Below are 19,472 nucleotides of genomic sequence, written 5' to 3'. Positions count from 1 at the left end.
CAGCCGAGGCATCTCGCGTGCCACCACTAATTCAATCGGTTGGAGTACTACCACACGCGAGATGCCTCGGCTGCGCTCGGCATGACGTTCTTTTGTGGCTGTATTCGTTTCTCCCTCCCTCGCCTCATGCGCCTTCTCCCCTTCCTGCTCTACCTCCTTGCCCTACCCACCCTGGCCCAGCAGCCGCTGCCCGTGCCCCGCAACCTGCAAGCCACCTACGCCAAGGGCACCCGCGCCGAAAACGGCCAGCCTGGCCTCAACTACTGGCAAAACACCGCCGACTACGACATTAGCGTCACCTTCGACCCCGCCACCCGGCGCGTGGCCGGCACCGTCGACATTCACTACCTCAACAACAGCCCCGATTCGCTGCGGCAAATCTGGTTCAAGCTCTACCCCAATATCTACCAGAAGGGCGCCCCCCGCGTCAAGGCCTTTGCGCCCGAGGACATTGGCGACGGCGTCAAAATTTCGGCCCTCAGCATCAACGACGAGGTGTTTGACGTGAGCAAGCTGGCCATTGAGGTCACCAATATGACGGTGCCCCTGCGCCGGGCCATCGGGGCGCACCGGGCTGCCACCGTGCGCGCCACCTACACTTATACGCTCAACAAAGGCTCGCACCAGCGCACCGGCGAGATTGAGCCGGGGGCCGATTTTGTGGCCTACTTCTTTCCGCGCATCGCCGTGTACGACGACATTGACGGCTGGAACCGCGTGCCCTACACCGGCGACCAGGAGTTCTACAACGACTTCTGCACCTTCCGCGCCGCCATCACCGTGCCGAGAAATTTTGTGGTCTGGGCCACCGGCGACCTCACCAACGCCACCCAGGTGCTCACCCAGAAATACACCCAGCGCCTCCACGACGCCGAGCAGCAGGACGCCATCAGCACCATCATCAGCGCCGAGGACGCGAAGCGCTACGACATCACCGCGCCCAACGCCCAAAACACCTGGCGCTTCGAGGCCCGCAACGTCACAGACTTCGTATTTGCCACTGCCGACCATTACGTGTGGCAAAGCACCAGCCTCGTGGTGGACCCCGCCACCCGGCGCCGCACCCGCGTCGATGCCGTGTATAATCCCAGGCACGAGGACTACAAGGAAGTCATCGACTTCAGCCGCAAAACGGTGGAGGCCATGAGCTACACCTTCCCCAGGTGGCCCTTCCCCTACGCCCACGAAACCGTGTTCGACGGCCTGGACCAGATGGAGTACCCCATGATGGTGAACGACAACCCCACCGCCACCCGCGACGACGCCATCACCCTCACCGACCACGAAATCTTCCACACGATGTTCCCCTTCTACATGGGCATCAACGAAACCAAGTACGGCTGGATGGACGAGGGCTGGGCCACCATCGGCGAGTGGCTCCTGTCCGGCATCATCGACCCCAAGCTGGACGACGACTACGGCGTGGCCCGCTACGCCACCTATGCCGCCACCGAAAACGACGCGCCCATCGTCACGCTCAGCACCCAGCAGAGCGGCGTGCCCTTCTTCCTCAACTCCTACCCCAAGCCCGGCATGGGCTACCTCTATGTGAAGGATATGCTCGGCGATGAGCTGTTCACCAAAGCCCTGCACACCTATATCCGGAACTGGAACGGCAAGCACCCCATGCCCTACGACTTCTTCAACAGCATGAACGCCGGCGCGGGCCGCAACCTCAACTGGTTCTGGCAGCGCTGGTTCTTCGACGCCGGCTACCCCGACCTGGCCCTCGCCGCCGTCACCAAAACCGCTCCCGGCTACGACATCCAGGTGCAGGCCCACGGCAGCAAGCCCGTCCCCGTCGACCTCACCCTCACCTTCGCCGACCACACCACCCAGAAAATCCACCGCAGCATCAGCGTCTGGGAAACCGCCACGTCCGTTACCATCCCCGTCCCCACCAGGCAACCCCTGACGCGCGTGACGCTGGGCAGCACCCTCGTGCCGGACAGCTACCCGAAGGATAATGTGTGGGAAGGGAAGTAGGTTGCAATACGCCGAAACGTCAAGCCTCAGCGGGGCGACATAACGGAAGTAGCACCGAGGCATTGGAAACCGCGAAGGCTCCGCAGTTACGAATTACCCTGCTGGCCAGCGGTAGTTTTTTGAATTGTAATCTATATATTAGTATTATTTATTCAACTTACGCCCGTAGTAACATGCCTCAGTACGTCATCGAGCGGGAAATTCCCGGCGCCGGAAGTCTCACTCCCGAACAACTAAAAGCCATTTCGCAAACCTCCTGCGGAGTGCTGAACAACATGGGCCCGGAAATTCAGTGGGACCACAGCTACGTCACCGCCGACAAAATATACTGCGTCTACAACGCCGCCAACGAGGAAATGGTCCGCGAGCATGCCCGGCAGGGCGGGTTTCCGGCCAATTCCGTTGCTGAAGTGTCCACCATTATCAGCCCCGCCACGGCGGAAATGGCCATGGCTTAATCGGGCGGCTTTGCCTCGGCATTCCGCTCGTACCTTTGCCCGCAGTGATGGGTCGCCTCACCGCGGCGTCCGACGCAAGAAGGACGACGAGGAAAGTCCGGGCAACGCAGAGCACCCTGCTTCCTAACGGGAAGGACTGGCGCGCATCATGCAACCCAGGACAGCCAGTGCCACAGAAAATTACCGCCTACGTCGCCTTCGGGGGGCCGGTAAGGGTGAAAAGGTGCGGTAAGAGCGCACCAGCGGGTGGGTGACCGTCCCGGCTGGGTAAACCTCAGGGGTTGAAAGACCAAATAAGCTGGTACGCCGGCGCTTCTTCGGAAGCATCGGCACCGGGCGGCTCGTCCGGCGCCAGCGGGTAGGTTGATGGAGCCTTTCCGCGAGGACTGGCCTAGATAAATGGTGAGGCAGCTGCTTCGGCAGCGGACAAAACCCGGCTTACAGACCCATCACCACGCTAAACAAAAAGGCCGTCCCGGTACCGGGACGGCCTTTTTGTATTCAGAACGTCTTTTCGACATGACGGTCTTTTTTATCTTACGCTAACCTATTTCTTATTGGTGGCGCGCACGGCCTTCACCTCGGCGGCTGTCACGGCGCTGGCTTTGTTGCCGAAGCTGTTGCGCACGTAAGTCAGCACGTCGGCCATTTGCTGGTCGTTGAGGTAGTCCTGCGAGGGCATCACGTTGTGGTATTCCTCGCCGTTGATGTCCTGGCCCTGCAGGCCGTTGAGCAGCACTTTGGTGAGGCGGGTTTTGTCGCCCAGCACGTAGTCGGTTTTGGTGAGGGGCGGGTTCATGCCGTCCACCCCGCCGCCATCGGCCTGGTGGCAGGTGAGGCAGTATTGGGTGTAAACGGCCCTGCCCTTGAGCACCGCCGCCGTGGGGACGGAAGTGGCCGAAGTGGCTTTGGGGGTGGGCTTTTTCTGGGCGAAAGCAGCCGGGCTACACCCGGCCAACACGGCGAGAATCAGGAGGGTTTGCTTCACGGAAATCCTTATTTCTTGGTGTACATGATGCGATAAATCGTCCCGGCCTTGTCGTCGGAAACGTAGAGCGAGCCATCGGGGCCCTGGGCGAGGCCGCAGGGCTTGTGGTCGGCCCGGCCCGAAGCCAGCTTCTCGGGCGAGCCGGCGAAGTTATCGGCAAATACCTCCCATTGGCCGTTCGGCTTGCCGTCCTTGAAGGGCTGAAACACCACGTAATAGCCCTTCTGGGGCTCGGGGGCCCGGTTCCAGGAGCCGTGGAAGGCGATGAACGCGCCGTTGCGGTACTTCTCCGGAAACATGGTGCCGGTGTAGAACAGCAGGCCGTCGGGGGCCATGTGGGCGGGGTAGGCGGCGGCGGGCTCCAGGTACTTGGGGTCGGCCAGCTTCTGGCCGTCGCCGCCGTACTCGGGGGCCAGGATTTTCTCGTGCTTGGCGGGGTCGTAGTACAGGAAGGGCCAGCCGGCGTTGGCGCCCTTGCTCAGGGCATACATGCACTCGGCGGGCAGCTCGGCCGACTGCTTGGTGTCGTACATCTCGGGGAAGATGTCGTGGAGCTGGTCGCGGCCGTGCTGCATCACGAAAAGCTGGTTGTTCTGCGCATTCCAGTCGAGGCCCACCACGTTGCGCAGGCCGGTGGCGAAGCGCGTGCCGGTGCCGTAGGTCTGCCCCGCCTTATCGGCCCGGAACTGCCAGATGCCGCCGGCCGAATCCAGCAGCGGGCAGTTGGCAATGCCCATCGAGCCTTTCTGGCGGTCCTTGCCCTGGCAGGAGTTCGAATAGGCCCCGATGTTGACGTAGAGGTTGCCCGCGTTGTCGAGCACGATGGATTTGCTTTCGTGCTCGCCCCGGTTCAGCAGGCCCGTCACAATCTTTTCGGGCTGCGCGGGGTTGGTCACCTCCCCTTTCGCATCGAGCTTGTAGCGAAACACCTCCTCGTCGGAAGAAGCGTACAGATAGCCGTCTTTGGCATAGATGCCGGTGCCGCCGTAGCCCCCAAAGCCCCCCGTGACCGTGGCCTTGCCCGTGGCCGCCGGGTGCAGCTCGAGGATGCCCTTGCCGTCTTTCGGCCGGTTCAGCTTCACGTAGATATTGCCTTCGGGCGTCACGGTAAGGTGCCGGGCGCGGCCGCCGGTTTCGGCCACCACCAGCGCCCCGAAGCCGGCGGGCAGCTTCAGGCCGGCGTTATTGGGGTCGGGCGCCAGGACCGGCTTGCCGACGAGGGAATACAGGGACAGGCTGCCCGCAATGGCGGCCGTGAACAGCAGCGGCCGGGTCATCGAGTTTTTCATTTAGGGGAATTTGGGTTGGATTGACGAAGGTAAAGTTTCAAAACCGGTGTAGAGACGCATCCTTGCGTCTCATCGTTGAATGACAACGGCAGTAACGGCACGGACGACGAGACGCAAATATGCTTCTCTACATTACCAGCGGCTCCACCCATTGGTTTTCTACTCGCTTAAACTCCAAGCGCCGCTTTTCGTTACCTTCGCGCCACTCTGTTCGCCTCCATTTCCGTTCCCGTTCCCATGCCCCGCATCCTCATTATCGACGACGAAAAAGCCATCCGCAACACGCTGAAGGAGATTCTGGAATTTGAAGACTACAAAGTAGACCAGGCCGAAGACGGCCCCGCCGGCCTCGACATGCTCATCCAGCAGAAGTACGACGTGGTGCTCTGCGACATCCGCATGCCCAAAATGGACGGCCTCGAAGTCCTGACCCGCGCCCAGGCCATGGGCACCGACGCCGCTTTCATCATGGTGTCGGCCCACGGCAGCATCGACACGGCCGTGGAAGCCACCAAAAAAGGCGCCTACGACTTCCTGCCCAAGCCCCCCGACCTCAACCGCCTTCTCGTGACGGTACGCAACGCCCTCGACCGCACCAAGCTCGTCACCGAAACCAAGACGCTGAAAAAGAAGCTCTCCGTTACCAAGGGTTCAGAAATGGTGGGCTCCTCGGCCGCCCTCGGCGCCGTGCGCAAAGCCATCGAAAAGGTTGCCCCCACCGATGCGCGCGTGCTCATCACCGGCCCCAACGGCGCGGGCAAGGAGATGGTGGCCCGCCGGCTGCACGAGCTCAGCCAGCGCGCCAACGGCCCGATGGTGGAAGTAAACTGCGCCGCCATCCCCTCCGAGTTGATTGAAAGCGAGCTGTTCGGCCACGAAAAAGGCTCCTTTACCTCGGCCGTGAAACAGCGCATCGGCAAATTTGAGCAGGCCGACGGCGGCACGCTGTTCCTTGATGAAATCGGCGACATGAGCCTTTCGGCCCAGGCCAAGGTGCTGCGCGCCTTGCAGGAAAACAAAATCACCCGCGTGGGCGGCGAAAAAGAAATTTCGGTGAACGTGCGCGTCCTCGCCGCCACCAACAAAAACCTGATGCAGGAAATCGCTGACCGCAATTTCCGCGAAGACCTGTACCACCGCCTCTCGGTCATTCTAATCCAGGTCCCGTCCCTGAACGACCGCCGCGAAGACATCCCCGAGCTGATTCAGAAGTTCCTCAACGACATCGCCGCCGACTACGGCAACAAGCCCAAGAAAATCGACACTGCCGCGCTGGAATACCTCAAAGGCCTCGACTGGCGCGGCAACATCCGCGAGCTGCGCAACGTGGTCGAGCGCTTGGTCATTATGAGCGACGACACGATTACGGAAGGCGACGCGCAGGCGTTTGCAGGAAAGTAGAACTGACCGCCTTTATGGCAGTACAGTAAAGCAGGCCAACCACCAGGTGCAATTTAGAAACCGCACCTGATGGTTGGTCTGCTTTTATTATTTATAACATAGCAGCTTTAGCCCCTTTTCATCGGTTTCTAAAGAGAATTTACCAACACTTTCTATCAAAGTCTCAATTTGCTCTAAATCCTGCTCAATATGTTTGGCTGAGTCAACCGTTTTGGAAAAAAACAGGTACTCAATTTCTTTAAAAGTTAGCCAACCCCCCAGTGAATTATTTCCCTCAAAGCCATTTTGCCAATAATCGAACCCGAACTCAGTATCCTGATTAAAGTATAGTACTCCGATGCCACTCTGTTGAACTTTCTTGAATTCTATTTTTAAAACTTTATCGGCATTATCTACGAGCTTCTTGATAAGCCTAATCCACTTTGAATTTGACATAAGATGCTGAGAAAATTCTGAGGTGGCTTTTTCAATTCCCCTCTTTATCTGCTCCTCATTTCTTGTTGCTCTTTTTGTTCTCATCGTGTTGCCTGTCAATAATCAGGCTTGTTTGGCAAAGCAAACATAGCTTTACACCAGTTGATTACACCCCCGCACGTCGGAATTATCCATGCGCCCCAGCACCTCAAAACTCCCATCCGGGTGCATCCGCGCCAAATCCTTCGTCTCAATAAAAGCGCAGGAATCAATATTGGCCAAGTCAATCACATTGATGGCCCCGTCCTTTCTATCGCCAATCGAAAACGGGTCCGATGGGTCGCGCAGCAGCACCCGCATCGGCGCAGGGCTGTGGAAGCGGCCGTCACCCAGCGAATAGGCCTGGCTGAGCAATTCCGTCATGCCGTACTCGGAGTGAATGCCGGCCGGGCCAAATGCCCGCTGCAGTTCCTCATGCAGTTCTTCGCGAATCATCTCGCGGCGGCGGCCCTTCATGCCGCCGGTTTCGAGCACGGTGAGGCCTTGCAGTTCCGGGACAGGACCGGTTTCGGCCGCAAAATCCAGCAGGGCATAGCTTACGCCGATGAGCATGACACGGCGGCCGGCTACTTGCTTCGCATCGGCCAGCGCGGCGCGCAGGGCAGTATGGTCGTGCAGGAAAAACGCGGGCTGGGTTTGGCCCGATTGCCGGGCGAAATAATCCACCATGGCCACCAGCGAGGAATTGCCCTGCTCCAGGTACGACGGCAGCAGCGCCAGAAACGTCCAGCCCGTGAGCGGGCCATAATACTGCTCGAAGATGCGGGCCGCATTTTCACGGTACAGGGCCGGCTCGCGCACGAGGTGGCGGCTGCGCTGTTGCAGGGTGGTGCCGCTGCTCAGGAATTCCTCCTGCGGCGTCCAGTCTTGCGGGCAAGTACGCACCTCGTGGGTTTTGAAAAACTCGATGGGCAAAAACGGAATGTCCATCACACGTGTCACAGCGGCGGGGTTGCGGCCCAGCAGCGCCAGGTATTCGGCGTAGGGCGGGCAGTGGGCGGCCTGGTGCTGAAACAGGGCCAGGGCCGCCTCGTCAAACGTGGCCGGGGTGACCTGGGGCAGGCGGTGCAAGAAATCAGAACGGAAACTCATGGCCGGGCCAGGGGGTTAGCAACGCAAGGCGAACCAACAAGCCCCTGCTTTCGTTGGAAAAAATGTACTTTGGGGCCGTATTTGGCCGTTGTGCTCCTGTTTTTCACTCCCTGTCTTTATGAACCTGTTTCGTACCCTGAGCGGCCTCGCCCTTGTTTGCCTCGCCGGCACTGGCCTCAGCAGCTGCCTCAATGCGCCCGACTACCCCGTTGAGCCAGCCATCGATTTCAACTCGCTGCAATTGGTGCGCAATCGGCCGGCCGGCCAGACGGAAATCGATTCACTCAAATTTGCGCTGGACTTCCGCGACGGCGACGGCGACCTGGGCCTGTCCGATGCCGATATTTTGGTAGCCCCGTGGAACGCCACCACCGGCGGCCACAACAACCGCGGCTACGCCTACAACTACTTTATTCAGCCGTTTAAATGGGATGGCACTAATTGGGTGAAATTCATTAACGCGGGCGGCTTTCAGGGCGAATACGATGGCCGCTATTTCCGCCTCGACGCCAAGGATGCGCGCCCTTCCCCACTCAAAGGCGTGCTGCGATACACTTTGCCCCTCAACGTGGACGGGGCCCCTTTTTACCCCGGCGACCGGTTGCGGTTTGAAATCAGCATCATGGACCGGGCCCTGCACCAAAGCAACGTCATCACCACCTCGGAAGTGACGCTGGGCCGGTAGCGCCAGCGCCCCTTCCGGGCTTAGTAAATCTCCGCGAACCGGCCCGGCTCGGCCTCGCTCATCAGCTCATACACGGTATCGAACACGTCTTCGGCGTTGGGCTTGCTGAAATAGTCGCCGTCGGAGCTATAGGCCGGGCGGTGCGGCTGGGCGGCCAGGCAGCGCGGCTGCGCATCCAGAAAGCGGTAGGCGCCTTGCTCGTCCAGGGCGTGCTGCATCATGAAGGCGGTGCCGCCGCCAGGCACGTCCTCGTCGGCAAACACCACGCGGTTAGTTTTCTGCAGGCTGTCGGCAATGAGGTGCTCCACATCGAAAGGCAGCAGGGTTTGCACGTCGATTACTTCCACGGAAATACCGACTTCGGCCAGCTGTTTGGCCGCTTCCATCACGACGCGGCACATCGAGCCGTAGGTCACCACCGTTACGTCGGTGCCGGCTTGCAGCACCTCGGGGCGGCCCAGGGGCAGCGTGAACTCGCCCACGTTGGCCGGCATTTTTTCCTTTAGGCGGTAGCCGTTCAGGCACTCAACTACGATGGCGGGCTCATCGCTGCGCAGCAGCGTGTTGTAGAAGCCGGCGGCCTGCGTCATGTTGCGCGGCACGCAGACGTGAATGCCGCGCACGCTGCCCAGAATCATGCTCATGGGCGAGCCCGAATGCCAGATGCCTTCCAGCCGGTGCCCGCGGGTGCGCACAATCAGCGGGGCTTTCTGGCCGCCCTTGGTGCGGTATTGCAGGCAGGCCAGGTCGTCGCTCAAAATCTGGATGGCGTACAGCATGTAATCCAGGTACTGGATTTCGGTGATGGGCCGCAGCCCGCGCAGCGCCGCCCCAATGCCCTGCCCGATAATGGTGGTTTCGCGGATGCCGGTATCGGTCACGCGCAGCTCGCCAAACTTCTCCTGCAAACCGGCAAAAGCCTGGTTCACGTCGCCAATCTTGCCCACGTCCTCGCCAATGGCGAAGATGGCGGGGTCGCGCTGGAAGTTGGCGTCGAAGCAGGCTTGCAGCACCTCGCGGCCGTCCACCAGCGGCGCATTGGGCGCGAAGGTGGCGGCTACTTCGTCGATATTGCCCACGGCCAGCTCGCTTTGGCTGAACAGGTTGGAGTTGTAGCGGTCGGCGTTTTCGGCCAGCAGCTGCTCCAGGTGGCGCTGCACCATGCGGCGGCCAAAGCTGCGTTTCTCGTTGCGCACGTAGCGCAGCACGCGGCGCATGGTCCGCACGATATCGGCCCGAATGGGCGTGGGGTTCACCTTCAGCTGCTCCACCATTTCGTGGAGCGTATTTTCGGTGCCGGTGTCGGCCACCAGCTGGTCGAGCAGGGCCACGGCCTCGTCGCGCTCCGCTTTGATGGGGTCGAAGAAGGCGGCCCAGGCAGCCGTGCGGGCCGTTTTGATGACGGCGGCGGCTTCCTTTTCAATTTCATCCAGTTCCATTTCGGTGGCGTGGCCCTCGGCCAGCAGCCACTCGCGCAGCTTGTGCAGGCAGTCGTGGGCCTCTTCCCAGCTCAGGCGGTCCTTGCTTTTGTAGCGCTCGTGCGAGCCGCTGGTGCTGTGGCCCTGGGGCTGTGTGAGCTCCGTGACGTGGATGAGGACGGGCACATGCTGCTCGCGGCACACGGCGGCGGCGCGCTGGTAGGTATCGGTCAGCCCGGCGTAGTCCCAGCCGCGCACCGCGTAAATCTCGAAGCCCGGCTGGCCTTCGCCGTCGCGCTGCAGGCCGGCCATGGCTTCCGAAATGCTCTGCTTGGTGGTCTGGTATTCGGCTGGCACCGAGATGCCGTAATGGTCGTCCCACACGCTCACCAGCATGGGCACCTGGAGCACGCCGGCCGCGTTCAGGGCCTCGAAAAACATGCCCTCCGAGGTGCTGGCATTGCCAATCGTACCGAAGGCCACCTCGTTGCCGTTGTTGGAAAGGTGCGTGAACTGGTGCAGCTCGGGGTTTTGGCGGAACAGCTTGGAGGCGTAGGCCATGCCCAGCAGGCGCGGCATCTGGGCGGCCGTAGGCGAGACGTCGGCCGAGGAGTTCTTGGTCTGGGTGAGGTCGGTGAGGAGGCCGTCGTCGTCCAGCATGCGGGTGGCGAAGTGGCCGTTCATGGCGCGGCCGGCGGTGGCGGGTTCGGCTTCCACGTCGGGGTTGGCGTAGAGCTGGGAGAAATACTGCTCCCAGGTGAGCTGGCCAATGGCCACCATAAACGTCTGGTCGCGGTAGTAGCCGGCGCGGAAATCGCCGTTCTGAAAGGCGCGGGCCATGGCCAGCTGCGGCACTTCCTTGCCATCGCCAAAAATGCCAAACTTGGCCTTGCCCATGAATACTTCCTTGCGGCCGGCTAAGGAAGCGTGGCGGCTTTCCCACGCCAGGCGGTAATCAGTGAGGAAATCGGCTTTGGTGAGGGGGGCGGCTAGCGCGGACACGGCGGTTTCAGCGGCGGACATATCGAAAGAAAAAGTAGGGGTGGGATGAACGGGAAGGACGGAACGGCGAAGCCGCGGTGCAAAAATACGGAATTGGGGCCGGGTGGGTGGTACGAGGGGTTTGAGCGTATATTTGGGCTGCAATGGCTTGGCTGGTCGCACGCTATTGGCCCTCATTGCCGACTCATCTGCTGGTTTTTATTATTTAATTCGACCCCGCCCCCGCCTAGCTACGCTGATGCCGGGCCGGTAGTTCAGGCTTTACAGATTATGAAAAAACTTCTCACTCTTTGCCTTTTGGCCTTTGCCTTCGGTGCCCGCGCTCAAGGCGCGATGCAGTTCGAAACCGACAACCACGACTTCGGCAACGTGCCCGAGGGCACGATGGCAACCTACGAATTCAAGTTCAAGAACACCGGCAATCAGCCCGTGGTTATTGCCAACGTGCAGGCCAGCTGCGGCTGCACCACCCCGGACTGGACCAAAGCGCCGGTAATGCCCGGCAAGTCCGGCATCATCAAGGCGATGTACAGCAGCGCCGGCCGCCCCGGCATATTCAACAAAACGGTGACCGTAACCAGCAACGCCGCCGAGCCCAGCAAGGTCCTCAGCATCAAAGGCACGGTACTCACCAAAGACCAGATTAAGCCGACCCTTACGCCGGCCCAGCTGGCTAAGTCGCCGCATTTGGTGCTCGACGGCAACGTGCACGATTTCGGCAAGATGGAAGCCGGCCAGCAGCCCATCGCCCGTTTCACGGTCCGCAACACGGGCAAAACCGAGCTGGTGCTCGGCGCCCTCACGTCGGGCTGCTACTGCGTGGGCTACAAGAGCAACCCCGCGCCCATCGCCCCCGGCCAGAGCGCCGTCATCGAGCTGCTGTACAGCCAGCGCCAGCTCGGCCAGGTGAGCGACGCCGTGACCATCAATTCCAATGACGTGAGCGGCGACGCGAAAATCACGCTGAAGGCCACCATCGTGCACGACCTCAGCGGCAGCAGCATGGTGAAGGAAAGCGGCACGGCCGTCCCGTTCAAGTAAGGACCACGGATTTTTCGGATTTTGTAGTCGATTCAGGTTTGAAGCCCTGCCAGTTTGGCGGGGCTTTTTTTTGGATTGATGTTGGTACATGGCTTTCCGCAATCGAATACTGATTTATCATGGAAATTACCGCAAGCACTCCTGCACCCGTTCCCGCTTATGTAGTGCCGGCCCAGACGCGCATCGGCCACATTCACCTGCAAGTCACGGACATTGACAAAGCCCTGGGCTTTTACCGCGACATCCTGGGCTTTCAGGTCATGCAGCGGTTTGGCAACCAGGCGGCGTTTATTTCGGCCGGCGGCTACCACCACCACATCGGGCTGAACACCTGGAACAGTCTGGGTGGCCCGCCCGCCCGCAAGCAGGGCGCGGGGCTGTTTCACACGGCCATTTTGTACGCCACGCGGGCCGAGCTGGCCGGCGCGCTGCGGCAGCTGCGGGCCGCCAACTACCCCATCACCGGCGCGGCCGACCACGGCGTATCGGAGGCCATCTACCTTGACGACCCCGACGGCAACGGGGTGGAGCTGTACCGGGACCGGCCCCGTGAGCAGTGGCCGCTGGGCCCGGATGGCGAGGTGCAGATGTATACCCGCGCCCTCGACCTGAACGCCCTGCTGGCCGAAGCCCCGCAATAAGGCCGGAATCCTGCGCGGCCTGACGGAACGCGCCGCCCTATCTTTGCGTCTCGAAAATTTACCTCTTCGTTTAACCGTCACTTCCACCACCCCGCTCATGATAATCGGCGTTCCTAAGGAAATTAAAAACAATGAAAACCGCGTAGGCCTCACGCCTGCTGGCGTAGCCGAGCTGCGCAAGCACGGCCACACCCTGCTGGTGCAAGCCACCGCCGGCGAAGGCAGCGGCTTCAGCGACGACGAGTATAAAACAGCCGGCGCTACGCTGCTCGCCACCATCGCCGAGGTGTACGGACAGGCCGAAATGATTATCAAAGTAAAGGAGCCAATTGCCGAGGAGTACCCGCTCATCAAGGAAAACCAGCTGCTGTTCACGTACTTCCACTTCGCCAGCGGCGAAGAGCTGACGCATGCCATGATTGAGCGCAAGGCCGTCTGCCTGGCTTATGAGACGGTGGAGCTCAGCAACCGCGCCCTGCCCCTGCTCATTCCGATGAGCGAAGTGGCCGGCCGCATGGCCCCGCAGGAGGGCGCCAAATACCTGGAGAAACCCCTGAAAGGCCGCGGCATTCTGCTGGGCGGCGTGCCCGGCGTGAAGCCCGCGCACGTACTGGTGCTGGGTGCCGGCATTGTGGGCACGCAGGCCGCGAAAGTGGCCGCCGGCCTCGGCGCGCAGGTCACCATCATGGACATCAACCTGAACCGCCTGCGTGAGCTCGACGACTTCATGCCCAAGAACGTGGTGACGCAGTATTCGAACGAGTACAACATCCGCGAAGCCGTGCGCACGGCCGATTTGATTGTGGGCGCGGTACTGATTCCGGGGGCCAAGGCGCCGCACCTCATCACCCGCGACATGCTGAAAACCATGCGCCCCGGCACCGTGGTGGTGGACGTGGCCGTGGACCAGGGCGGCTGCATCGAAACCTGCCACCCCACGACGCACGAAAACCCGACCTTCATCATCGACGACGTGGTGCACTACTGCGTGGCCAACATGCCGGGCGCGGTGCCTTACACCAGCACGCTGGCCCTCACCAATGCCACCCTGCCTTACGCCGTGAAACTGGCCAACCAGGGCTGGCAGGAAGCCTGCCGCCGCGACGAGGCCCTGCGCCTCGGCCTGAACGTGGTGCACGGCGAAGTGGTGTACAAAGGCGTGGCCGAAGCCTGGGGCCTGCCCCTGGTGAACGTGGAAACCGTGCTGGAACTGGCCGCCGTCTGAGTTAAAAGTTAAAAGTCATGAGTTAAAAGCCTTCCCGACTACGTGTCGGGAAGGCTTTCCTTTGTTGTGCTCTCGCTTTTGTTTTAACTCTTCACTTTTAATTTTTAACTGATTTGTTTCCTTCGCCTGCCATTCGCCTGCTGCTGCGCCGCTTTGCCTTGCTGATGGGCGTGTACACGCTGCTGCGACTGGGCTTTTACCTGCTCAACCTGGCGCCGTTTAGCGGCATTGGGGCCGGCACCGTGCTGCTGGCTTTTGTGCACGGGCTGCGCTACGATGTATCGGCCTTGCTTTGGCTGAACCTGCCGCTGGTGGTGCTGTCGCTGCTGGTGCCGGTGCGGGCCCGCACCGGGCAGCAGTGGCTGCGGGGGCTGTTTGTGCTGCTGAACATTCCCGGCTTCCTGCTCAACATCATTGATTGGGAATACTACAAGTTTATTGGCCGGCGGCTGAGCAACGAGTGGAGCACCATTGGCCACGACATTGCCCGGCAGTCCGGGCAGATTGCGGCGCAGTACTGGTACCTCGCCATTCCGCTGCTGGGCCTGATATACCTGCTGTGGCGGCTGTGCCCCATGCCCACGCGGGCCGACCTGGCCGTGCAAGGGGGCCGGCGCCCCTGGCCGCAGCGGGCACTTGAGCTTGTGCTGCTGGCGGCCGTGGTGGTGCTGGGCCTGCGCGGCGGCTGGCAGCTGAAGCCCCTGCGCACCGGCACGGCTTTCGAGCAGCAGCCCGCCGTGCTGGGCCACCTCGCGTTGAATAGCACGTTCACGGTCATCAAATCGGTGGATGAAGCCCCGATTGAGCGCAAAAACTACTTCCGGGCCGCCACGGCGTTGCGGCCCGCACTGGGCATAATGCCCACGGCCGAACGGGTCCCTGGTCCCACGCCCGACAACGTGGTGCTGCTGCTGCTGGAAAGCTTTGGCTCGGAATACAACGGCACCGAGAACGGCGGCCACGGCTACACCCCGTTTTTCGACTCGCTGGCCACCGGCCCCGGCGCGCTGCTGATGCGCGAGAACTACGCCAACGGCCGGCGTTCCATTGAGGCCCTGCCGGCCGTGCTTTCGGGCCTGCCGTCGCTGATGGATGAGCCCTTCATCACCTCCAGCTTCCAGACGGCGGAGCTGCACGGGCTGGGCGAAATCCTGGGGCTGCACGGCTACACCACGGCCATGTACCACGGCGCCACCAACGGTACCATGGGCTTCGATATGTTTGCCGGCATTGCCGGCATGCAGCACTACTACGGCCTGAACGAGTACCCCGGCGGCGCCGGCAGCCCCGATTACGACGGGCACTGGGGCATCTTTGATGAGCCTTACCTCCAGTATTTCAATCGGCAGCTGGGCGCTACCAGGCAGCCCTTTTTTGCCACGCTGTTCACCCTGAGTTCGCACGAGCCGTTCACGATGCCGGCGCGGTACAAGGGCAAATTTCCGGCGGGCACCTTGCCCATTCAGCCCACCATCGGCTACACTGATATGGCGTTGCGGCGCTTCTTTCAGGCGGCCAGCAAAATGCCGTGGTACGCGCACACGCTGTTTGTATTGACGGCCGACCACACCTCGCAGTCAGCCCAGGCCGGCTACCAGAACCCGCTGGGCTTCCACAAAACGCCGCTGCTGCTGTACCGGCCCGGGCAGGGCCTGCCGCCCGCCAACCCGCACCGCATCACCGAGCAGGCCGATGTGCCGGCCACGGTGCTCGACGTGCTGGGGCTGCCCCAGGAGCAAAACCAGCTGCTGCCCTTCGGCTCCTCGGTATTTGACGCGGCCCGCCCCGGCCGGGCCATTTTCCGCGACGGCGATTCGTACTACCTCGTGCATTCCGACTTCGTGACCGAGCTGACCAATACCAACACGGTGCGGCTCTACCCCTACCGCACCCACTTCATCCCGAACCAGCCGGTGGCCAACCCCAACCCCGCGCTGGTGCAGCAGTACGGCAATGAGCTGCGCGCCTGCGTGCAGTTCTACGTGAATGGCTTGCTCGATAACCGGCTGTATAAGTAGTCAACGAACGCCCGATTTTCCAATTTGGAGGGGTTGCGAAGAGCCATAATTCAGGAGCTGGCAACCCTTTTGGCCTTGCCCGCGTTAAAGGCAACTCAAAAGCCGCGTCCGATTGACGTTGGCCCTTTCATCACCCTAAATCCCTTGAGCTCATGAAAAAGCAGCATCTTTTCCTCGCCCTGTTACTTGCTACGGGTGGCTACTCAGCCAACGCTCAGACCAGTACCAACACCACCACGACCAAGGAAACCACGGTGACGCCGGCCACGCCCGCTACGCCGATGACCACCCCCACGCCGTCGTCTACTACCACTACGGAGTCGACCAGCACCACCACCGACCCGGCCACTACCACCGTCACCCAAACGCCCACCATGCCGGCCGACACCAAGATGAAAGGCAAGCGCGGCAAGATGAAAATGAAGCCGAAAAATTAAGGCCTCGGTCCTTGTTTTCCTTTCCCAAAGAAGCCTGGTCGCAAGTAATTGCGGCCGGGCTTCCTGTTTTATACGGCGCTATGTTGAGTGGGGCAGCCCGCGCTCAGCGGGCGCCGGCCTGCTGCACGGCCACGGCAAACGGCGGAATTTCGTCTAGCCGCTCGTTGGTGCGCGTCGCAAAATCAACCCGCCAGCAGTAGTGTACCAGGCCATTCGTAATCAGCAGCAGCGGCGCGCCGATGGTCTGGTTGTAGGTGGTGGCCTGCCGGGCCACGGCCGCGTCGATGGCCACCGACGGCGCCTTGCATTCCACCAGCAGCAGGGGCTGGCCCTCGGGGTTGAGGGCGAGCAGGTCGGTGCGCTTCCGGCGCTGGTTGTAGCGCAGGCCGCGCTCCAGGGCCAGCAGGCCGCGCGGGTAGCCCAGGTGGTCGATTAAGTAGTGCACCACGTGCTGGCGCACCCACTCCTCGGGCGTGAGCACGACGTGCTTGCGCCGCAGCCCGTCCCAGATGAGGGGCTGATTTGTGGCCGATTGCGTAAGTTTGGCCTCGAAAGGCGGCAGGTCCAGGGCTTGCATCACCTCCAAAGGTAGGGGTCGGGTATCGAGTGACTGAGCAGCTGAGTGGCTAAGTGACTCCGAAACGCACACCCTTTTCTCACTCCCTCACTTAGCCATTCCGCCACTCATTCACCCTTTATGAAGACCAAAGAAGAAATCGTTAATAACTGGCTTCCCCGCTACACCGGCGTGCCGCTGACCGACTTTGGGCAGTACATCCTGCTCACCAATTTCAGCAACTACGTGTATATGTTTGCCGAGCAGTTCGGCGTGGAAGTGCGCGGGCTCGACAAGCCGATGCAGACGGCCACGGCCAACGGCATCACCATCATCAACTTCGGCATGGGCTCGCCGATGGCGGCCACGGTCATGGATTTGCTTTCGGCCATCAAGCCCAAAGCAGCCCTGTTTCTGGGCAAGTGCGGCGGCCTGAAAAAGACCAAGCTCGGCGATTTGGTGCTGCCCATCGCGGCCATTCGCGGCGACGGTACTTCCGACGATTACCTGCCCAAGGAAATTCCGGCCCTGCCCTCCTTCCGCCTGCAGCGCGCCGTGAGCAGCATGATTAAGAAGCACGAGCTGGACTACTACACCGGCACCGTGTACACCACCAACCGCCGCGTGTGGGAGCACGACCAAGACTTCAAAGACTACCTGCGCCGGGTGCGCGCCCTGGCCGTGGACATGGAAACGGCCACCATTTTCGTGGTCGGCTTCATGAACGACATCCCCCACGGCGCCCTGCTGCTGGTGAGCGACAACCCGATGACACCCGAAGGCGTGAAAACCTCGGAATCGGACTCGAAAGTGACCACCGACTTCGTGAAGCGCCACCTGCAAATCGGCATCGAGTCGCTGCAGGAGCTGCAGTTTTCGGGCGAGTCGGTGAAGCACATGCGCTTCGAGTAATCAGCGCCCAATCTGACGCATTTAAGCCCGTCATGCTTCGACTTCGCTCAGCATGACGGGCTTTTTGTTATTATCCTCAACGCTTACACTTCGCAAATGGCCCTTTTCTCCCCTTTCCTCCTTCCCAAAATAACCGCGCCGCTCCTGGCCCTGGCGCTGCTGGCCGGCTGCCAGGCCAGGCGCGAGGCGGTGGATTTGCTCGTCACCAACGCCACCGTTTACACCGTCGATTCGACCTTTTCCAAGGCCGAAGCCTTCGCGGTGAAAGGTGGGAAGTTTGTGGCTGTGGGCTCGGCTTCCGACCTGAAGGCGCGCTATGCGGCCGCGAAAGAGGTGGATGCAAAGGGGCAGTTCATTTACCCCGGCTTCTACGACGCGCACTGCCATTTCTACCATTATGCAATGGGCCTGGCTGAGGCCGATCTGGTGGGCACCAAATCCTGGGCACAGGTCATTCAAAAGCTGCAGGAAAACCGACGGAAATACCCCAAGGCGCGCTGGCTGATTGGCCGGGGGTGGGACCAAAACGACTGGCCCACCAAGCAGTTCCCCACCAAAGACACCCTGGACCTCTTGTTTCCAGACATGCCCGTGTACATCGCCCGCGTCGACGGGCACGCGGGCATCGTCAACCAAAAGCTGTTGGACCTGGCGGGCATCACGGCTCGCACCCCCATCAGCGGCGGCGTGATTGGACGTGATGCGCAAGGCCGCCTCACGGGTCTGCTGGTCGACAATGCCCAGAGCTTATTGAGCAACGTATCTCCGTCCACCACCGCCGCTGAAGATACTCCCCTGCTGTTGCAGGCGCAGCAAAACTGTCTCGCCGTGGGCCTTACCAGCCTCGCCGAAGCAGGCCTTCAAAGGACTGATATCGCCGTACTGGACTCGTTGCAGAAGCAGGGCCAACTGCACCTGCGCATCAATGCCATGGTAAGTGCGTCGCCTGCCAATGTAGCGTATTACTTGAAAAAAGGCCCTGTCCAGACCGACCAGCTCACCATCGCTTCCTTTAAAGTATACGCCGATGGGGCGCTGGGCTCGCGTGGTGCCTGCCTGGTGAAGCCGTATGCCGACAAACCGAAAGAAACCGGCTTCCTTACTTCTACCGAAAAGCAACTGCGCGCTTTAGCCAAGCAGATTGCCGCGTCGAAGTTCCAGATGAACACCCACGCCATCGGTGACTCGGCCAACCGCATCATCCTCAACATCTACGGTGAGGCGCTCAAGGGCCAGAAGGACCGCCGCTGGCGCATCGAGCACGCCCAGGTCATCACGCCGGCCGACATGCCCAAGTTCGGGCAGTTCGGCATCGTGCCCTCGGTGCAGCCCACCCACGCCACTTCCGATATGTACTGGGCCGGCGAGCGGCTGGGCGCGCAGCGGGTGAAAACGGCCTACGCCTACGCCGAGCTGTTGAAGCAATACGGCCAGCTGGCCCTGGGCTCCGACTTTCCGGTGGAAGACATCAATCCGCTGTTCGGCTTCCACTCGGCTGTGGCCCGGCAGGATGCGAAGAACTTCCCCAAAGGCGGTTTCCAGATGGAAAACGCCATCAGCCGCCCCGATGCCCTGCGCGGCATGACCACCTGGGCCGCCCACGCCGGCTTCGAAGAGAAGCGCAAGGGCCAGATAAAGCCCGGCATGCTGGCCGATTTTGTGGTGCTGGACACTGACTTGCTTACCGCACCAAATGAAAAACTACGTGGCGCTCAGGTACTGCAAACCTGGATTGGTGGGCAGCAGGTGTGGGAGAAAAAGTAACTGTCGTGGCGAGTGGAGCGCTGCGCTCCACTCGCCACGACAGGCTGCTTAGCGCTGCGCTACCTCGTCGGCCGAGTTGCCGTAG

The 19,472-nt window shown here is 61.2% G+C and carries 17 protein-coding genes and 1 other RNA gene; 12 read left to right on the top strand and 6 right to left on the bottom strand.

What is annotated here, in order from left to right; all coding sequences use genetic code 11:
* Positions 1–126 precede the first annotated feature (126 nt).
* From J4G38_RS11175 to rnpB, 3 genes are all read left to right on the top strand, one after another.
* Positions 127–1,986: a M1 family metallopeptidase gene (locus tag J4G38_RS11175; protein WP_210519306.1), complete on the top strand. Its 1,860-nt coding sequence runs from the start codon at positions 127–129 to the stop codon at positions 1,984–1,986.
* A gap of 173 nt (positions 1,987–2,159) precedes the next feature.
* Positions 2,160–2,444 carry a DUF4242 domain-containing protein gene (locus J4G38_RS11170; protein WP_210519304.1) on the top strand — a complete coding sequence of 95 codons (285 nt, stop codon included), beginning with the start codon at positions 2,160–2,162 and terminating at the stop codon, positions 2,442–2,444.
* 44 nt (positions 2,445–2,488) lie between these two features.
* An RNA gene (gene rnpB, locus J4G38_RS11165) (RNase P RNA component class A) lies at positions 2,489–2,901 on the top strand.
* 90 nt (positions 2,902–2,991) lie between these two features.
* On the opposite strand, the gene J4G38_RS11160 is transcribed toward rnpB, so the two are convergent.
* Both J4G38_RS11160 and J4G38_RS11155 read right to left on the bottom strand, forming a co-directional pair.
* Complete coding sequence (locus J4G38_RS11160; RefSeq protein ID WP_226163355.1) at positions 2,992–3,432, bottom strand: c-type cytochrome; 441 nt, start codon at positions 3,430–3,432, stop codon at positions 2,992–2,994.
* An 8-nt stretch (positions 3,433–3,440) separates the two neighbouring features.
* Positions 3,441–4,721, bottom strand: coding sequence for a PQQ-dependent sugar dehydrogenase (locus J4G38_RS11155; protein WP_210519302.1), 1,281 nt, complete (start codon positions 4,719–4,721; stop codon positions 3,441–3,443).
* A gap of 237 nt (positions 4,722–4,958) precedes the next feature.
* Here J4G38_RS11155 and J4G38_RS11150 point away from each other — a divergent pair, with 237 nt between their 5' ends.
* The gene (locus J4G38_RS11150) at positions 4,959–6,122 is read left to right on the top strand and encodes a sigma-54-dependent transcriptional regulator (protein WP_210519300.1); all 1,164 of its coding nucleotides are present in this window, start codon (positions 4,959–4,961) and stop codon (positions 6,120–6,122) included.
* Positions 6,123–6,209: 87 nt separating this feature from the next.
* Here the strand turns inward: J4G38_RS11150 and J4G38_RS11145 are convergent, their stop codons facing one another.
* Together J4G38_RS11145 and J4G38_RS11140 are read right to left on the bottom strand one after the other, a co-directional pair.
* Positions 6,210–6,641: a hypothetical protein gene (locus J4G38_RS11145; protein ID WP_210519298.1), complete on the bottom strand. Its 432-nt coding sequence runs from the start codon at positions 6,639–6,641 to the stop codon at positions 6,210–6,212.
* A 48-nt stretch (positions 6,642–6,689) separates the two neighbouring features.
* The gene (locus tag J4G38_RS11140) at positions 6,690–7,688 is read right to left on the bottom strand and encodes a long-chain-fatty-acid--protein ligase (protein ID WP_210519296.1); all 999 of its coding nucleotides are present in this window, start codon (positions 7,686–7,688) and stop codon (positions 6,690–6,692) included.
* 118 nt (positions 7,689–7,806) lie between these two features.
* On the opposite strand from J4G38_RS11140, the gene J4G38_RS11135 reads away from it, so the two are divergent.
* The gene (locus tag J4G38_RS11135; RefSeq protein ID WP_210519295.1) at positions 7,807–8,373 is read left to right on the top strand and encodes a hypothetical protein; all 567 of its coding nucleotides are present in this window, start codon (positions 7,807–7,809) and stop codon (positions 8,371–8,373) included.
* A gap of 20 nt (positions 8,374–8,393) precedes the next feature.
* On the opposite strand, the gene J4G38_RS11130 is transcribed toward J4G38_RS11135, so the two are convergent.
* Positions 8,394–10,814, bottom strand: a complete 2,421-nt coding sequence (locus J4G38_RS11130) for an alpha-ketoacid dehydrogenase subunit alpha/beta (RefSeq protein ID WP_210519293.1) — start codon at positions 10,812–10,814, stop codon at positions 8,394–8,396.
* A gap of 276 nt (positions 10,815–11,090) precedes the next feature.
* Between J4G38_RS11130 and J4G38_RS11125 the strand changes: the two genes are divergently transcribed.
* The 5 genes from J4G38_RS11125 (at position 11,091) to J4G38_RS11105 (ending at position 16,155) form a co-directional block, all read left to right on the top strand.
* Positions 11,091–11,834, top strand: coding sequence for a DUF1573 domain-containing protein (locus J4G38_RS11125; protein WP_226163354.1), 744 nt, complete (start codon positions 11,091–11,093; stop codon positions 11,832–11,834).
* 119 nt (positions 11,835–11,953) lie between these two features.
* The gene (locus J4G38_RS11120; protein ID WP_210519289.1) at positions 11,954–12,475 is read left to right on the top strand and encodes a VOC family protein; all 522 of its coding nucleotides are present in this window, start codon (positions 11,954–11,956) and stop codon (positions 12,473–12,475) included.
* Between the two features lie 97 nt (positions 12,476–12,572).
* The gene (gene ald, locus J4G38_RS11115; RefSeq protein WP_210519287.1) at positions 12,573–13,700 is read left to right on the top strand and encodes an alanine dehydrogenase; all 1,128 of its coding nucleotides are present in this window, start codon (positions 12,573–12,575) and stop codon (positions 13,698–13,700) included.
* A gap of 113 nt (positions 13,701–13,813) precedes the next feature.
* Positions 13,814–15,718: an LTA synthase family protein gene (locus tag J4G38_RS11110; RefSeq protein ID WP_210519286.1), complete on the top strand. Its 1,905-nt coding sequence runs from the start codon at positions 13,814–13,816 to the stop codon at positions 15,716–15,718.
* A gap of 152 nt (positions 15,719–15,870) precedes the next feature.
* Positions 15,871–16,155: a hypothetical protein gene (locus J4G38_RS11105; protein WP_210519284.1), complete on the top strand. Its 285-nt coding sequence runs from the start codon at positions 15,871–15,873 to the stop codon at positions 16,153–16,155.
* 103 nt (positions 16,156–16,258) lie between these two features.
* Here J4G38_RS11105 and J4G38_RS11100 read toward each other — a convergent pair whose 3' ends face one another.
* Positions 16,259–16,732 (bottom strand): type I restriction enzyme HsdR N-terminal domain-containing protein, encoded by a 474-nt coding sequence (locus J4G38_RS11100; protein WP_210519481.1) that lies wholly within the window; start codon positions 16,730–16,732, stop codon positions 16,259–16,261.
* A gap of 120 nt (positions 16,733–16,852) precedes the next feature.
* Here J4G38_RS11100 and J4G38_RS11095 point away from each other — a divergent pair, with 120 nt between their 5' ends.
* Together J4G38_RS11095 and J4G38_RS11090 are read left to right on the top strand one after the other, a co-directional pair.
* Positions 16,853–17,623, top strand: coding sequence for an AMP nucleosidase (locus tag J4G38_RS11095; RefSeq protein WP_210519283.1), 771 nt, complete (start codon positions 16,853–16,855; stop codon positions 17,621–17,623).
* Positions 17,624–17,719: 96 nt separating this feature from the next.
* On the top strand, positions 17,720–19,387 hold the full coding sequence (locus tag J4G38_RS11090; protein WP_210519281.1) for an amidohydrolase: 1,668 nt from the start codon (positions 17,720–17,722) through the stop codon (positions 19,385–19,387).
* The last annotated feature ends 85 nt before the right edge of the window (positions 19,388–19,472 follow it).

It is taken from the genome of Hymenobacter terricola, assembly GCF_017921975.2.
GTDB lineage: Bacteria > Bacteroidota > Bacteroidia > Cytophagales > Hymenobacteraceae > Hymenobacter > Hymenobacter terricola.
Note: the sequence above shows the minus strand (reverse complement) of the source record. Positions and strands in the feature narration are given on the sequence as shown.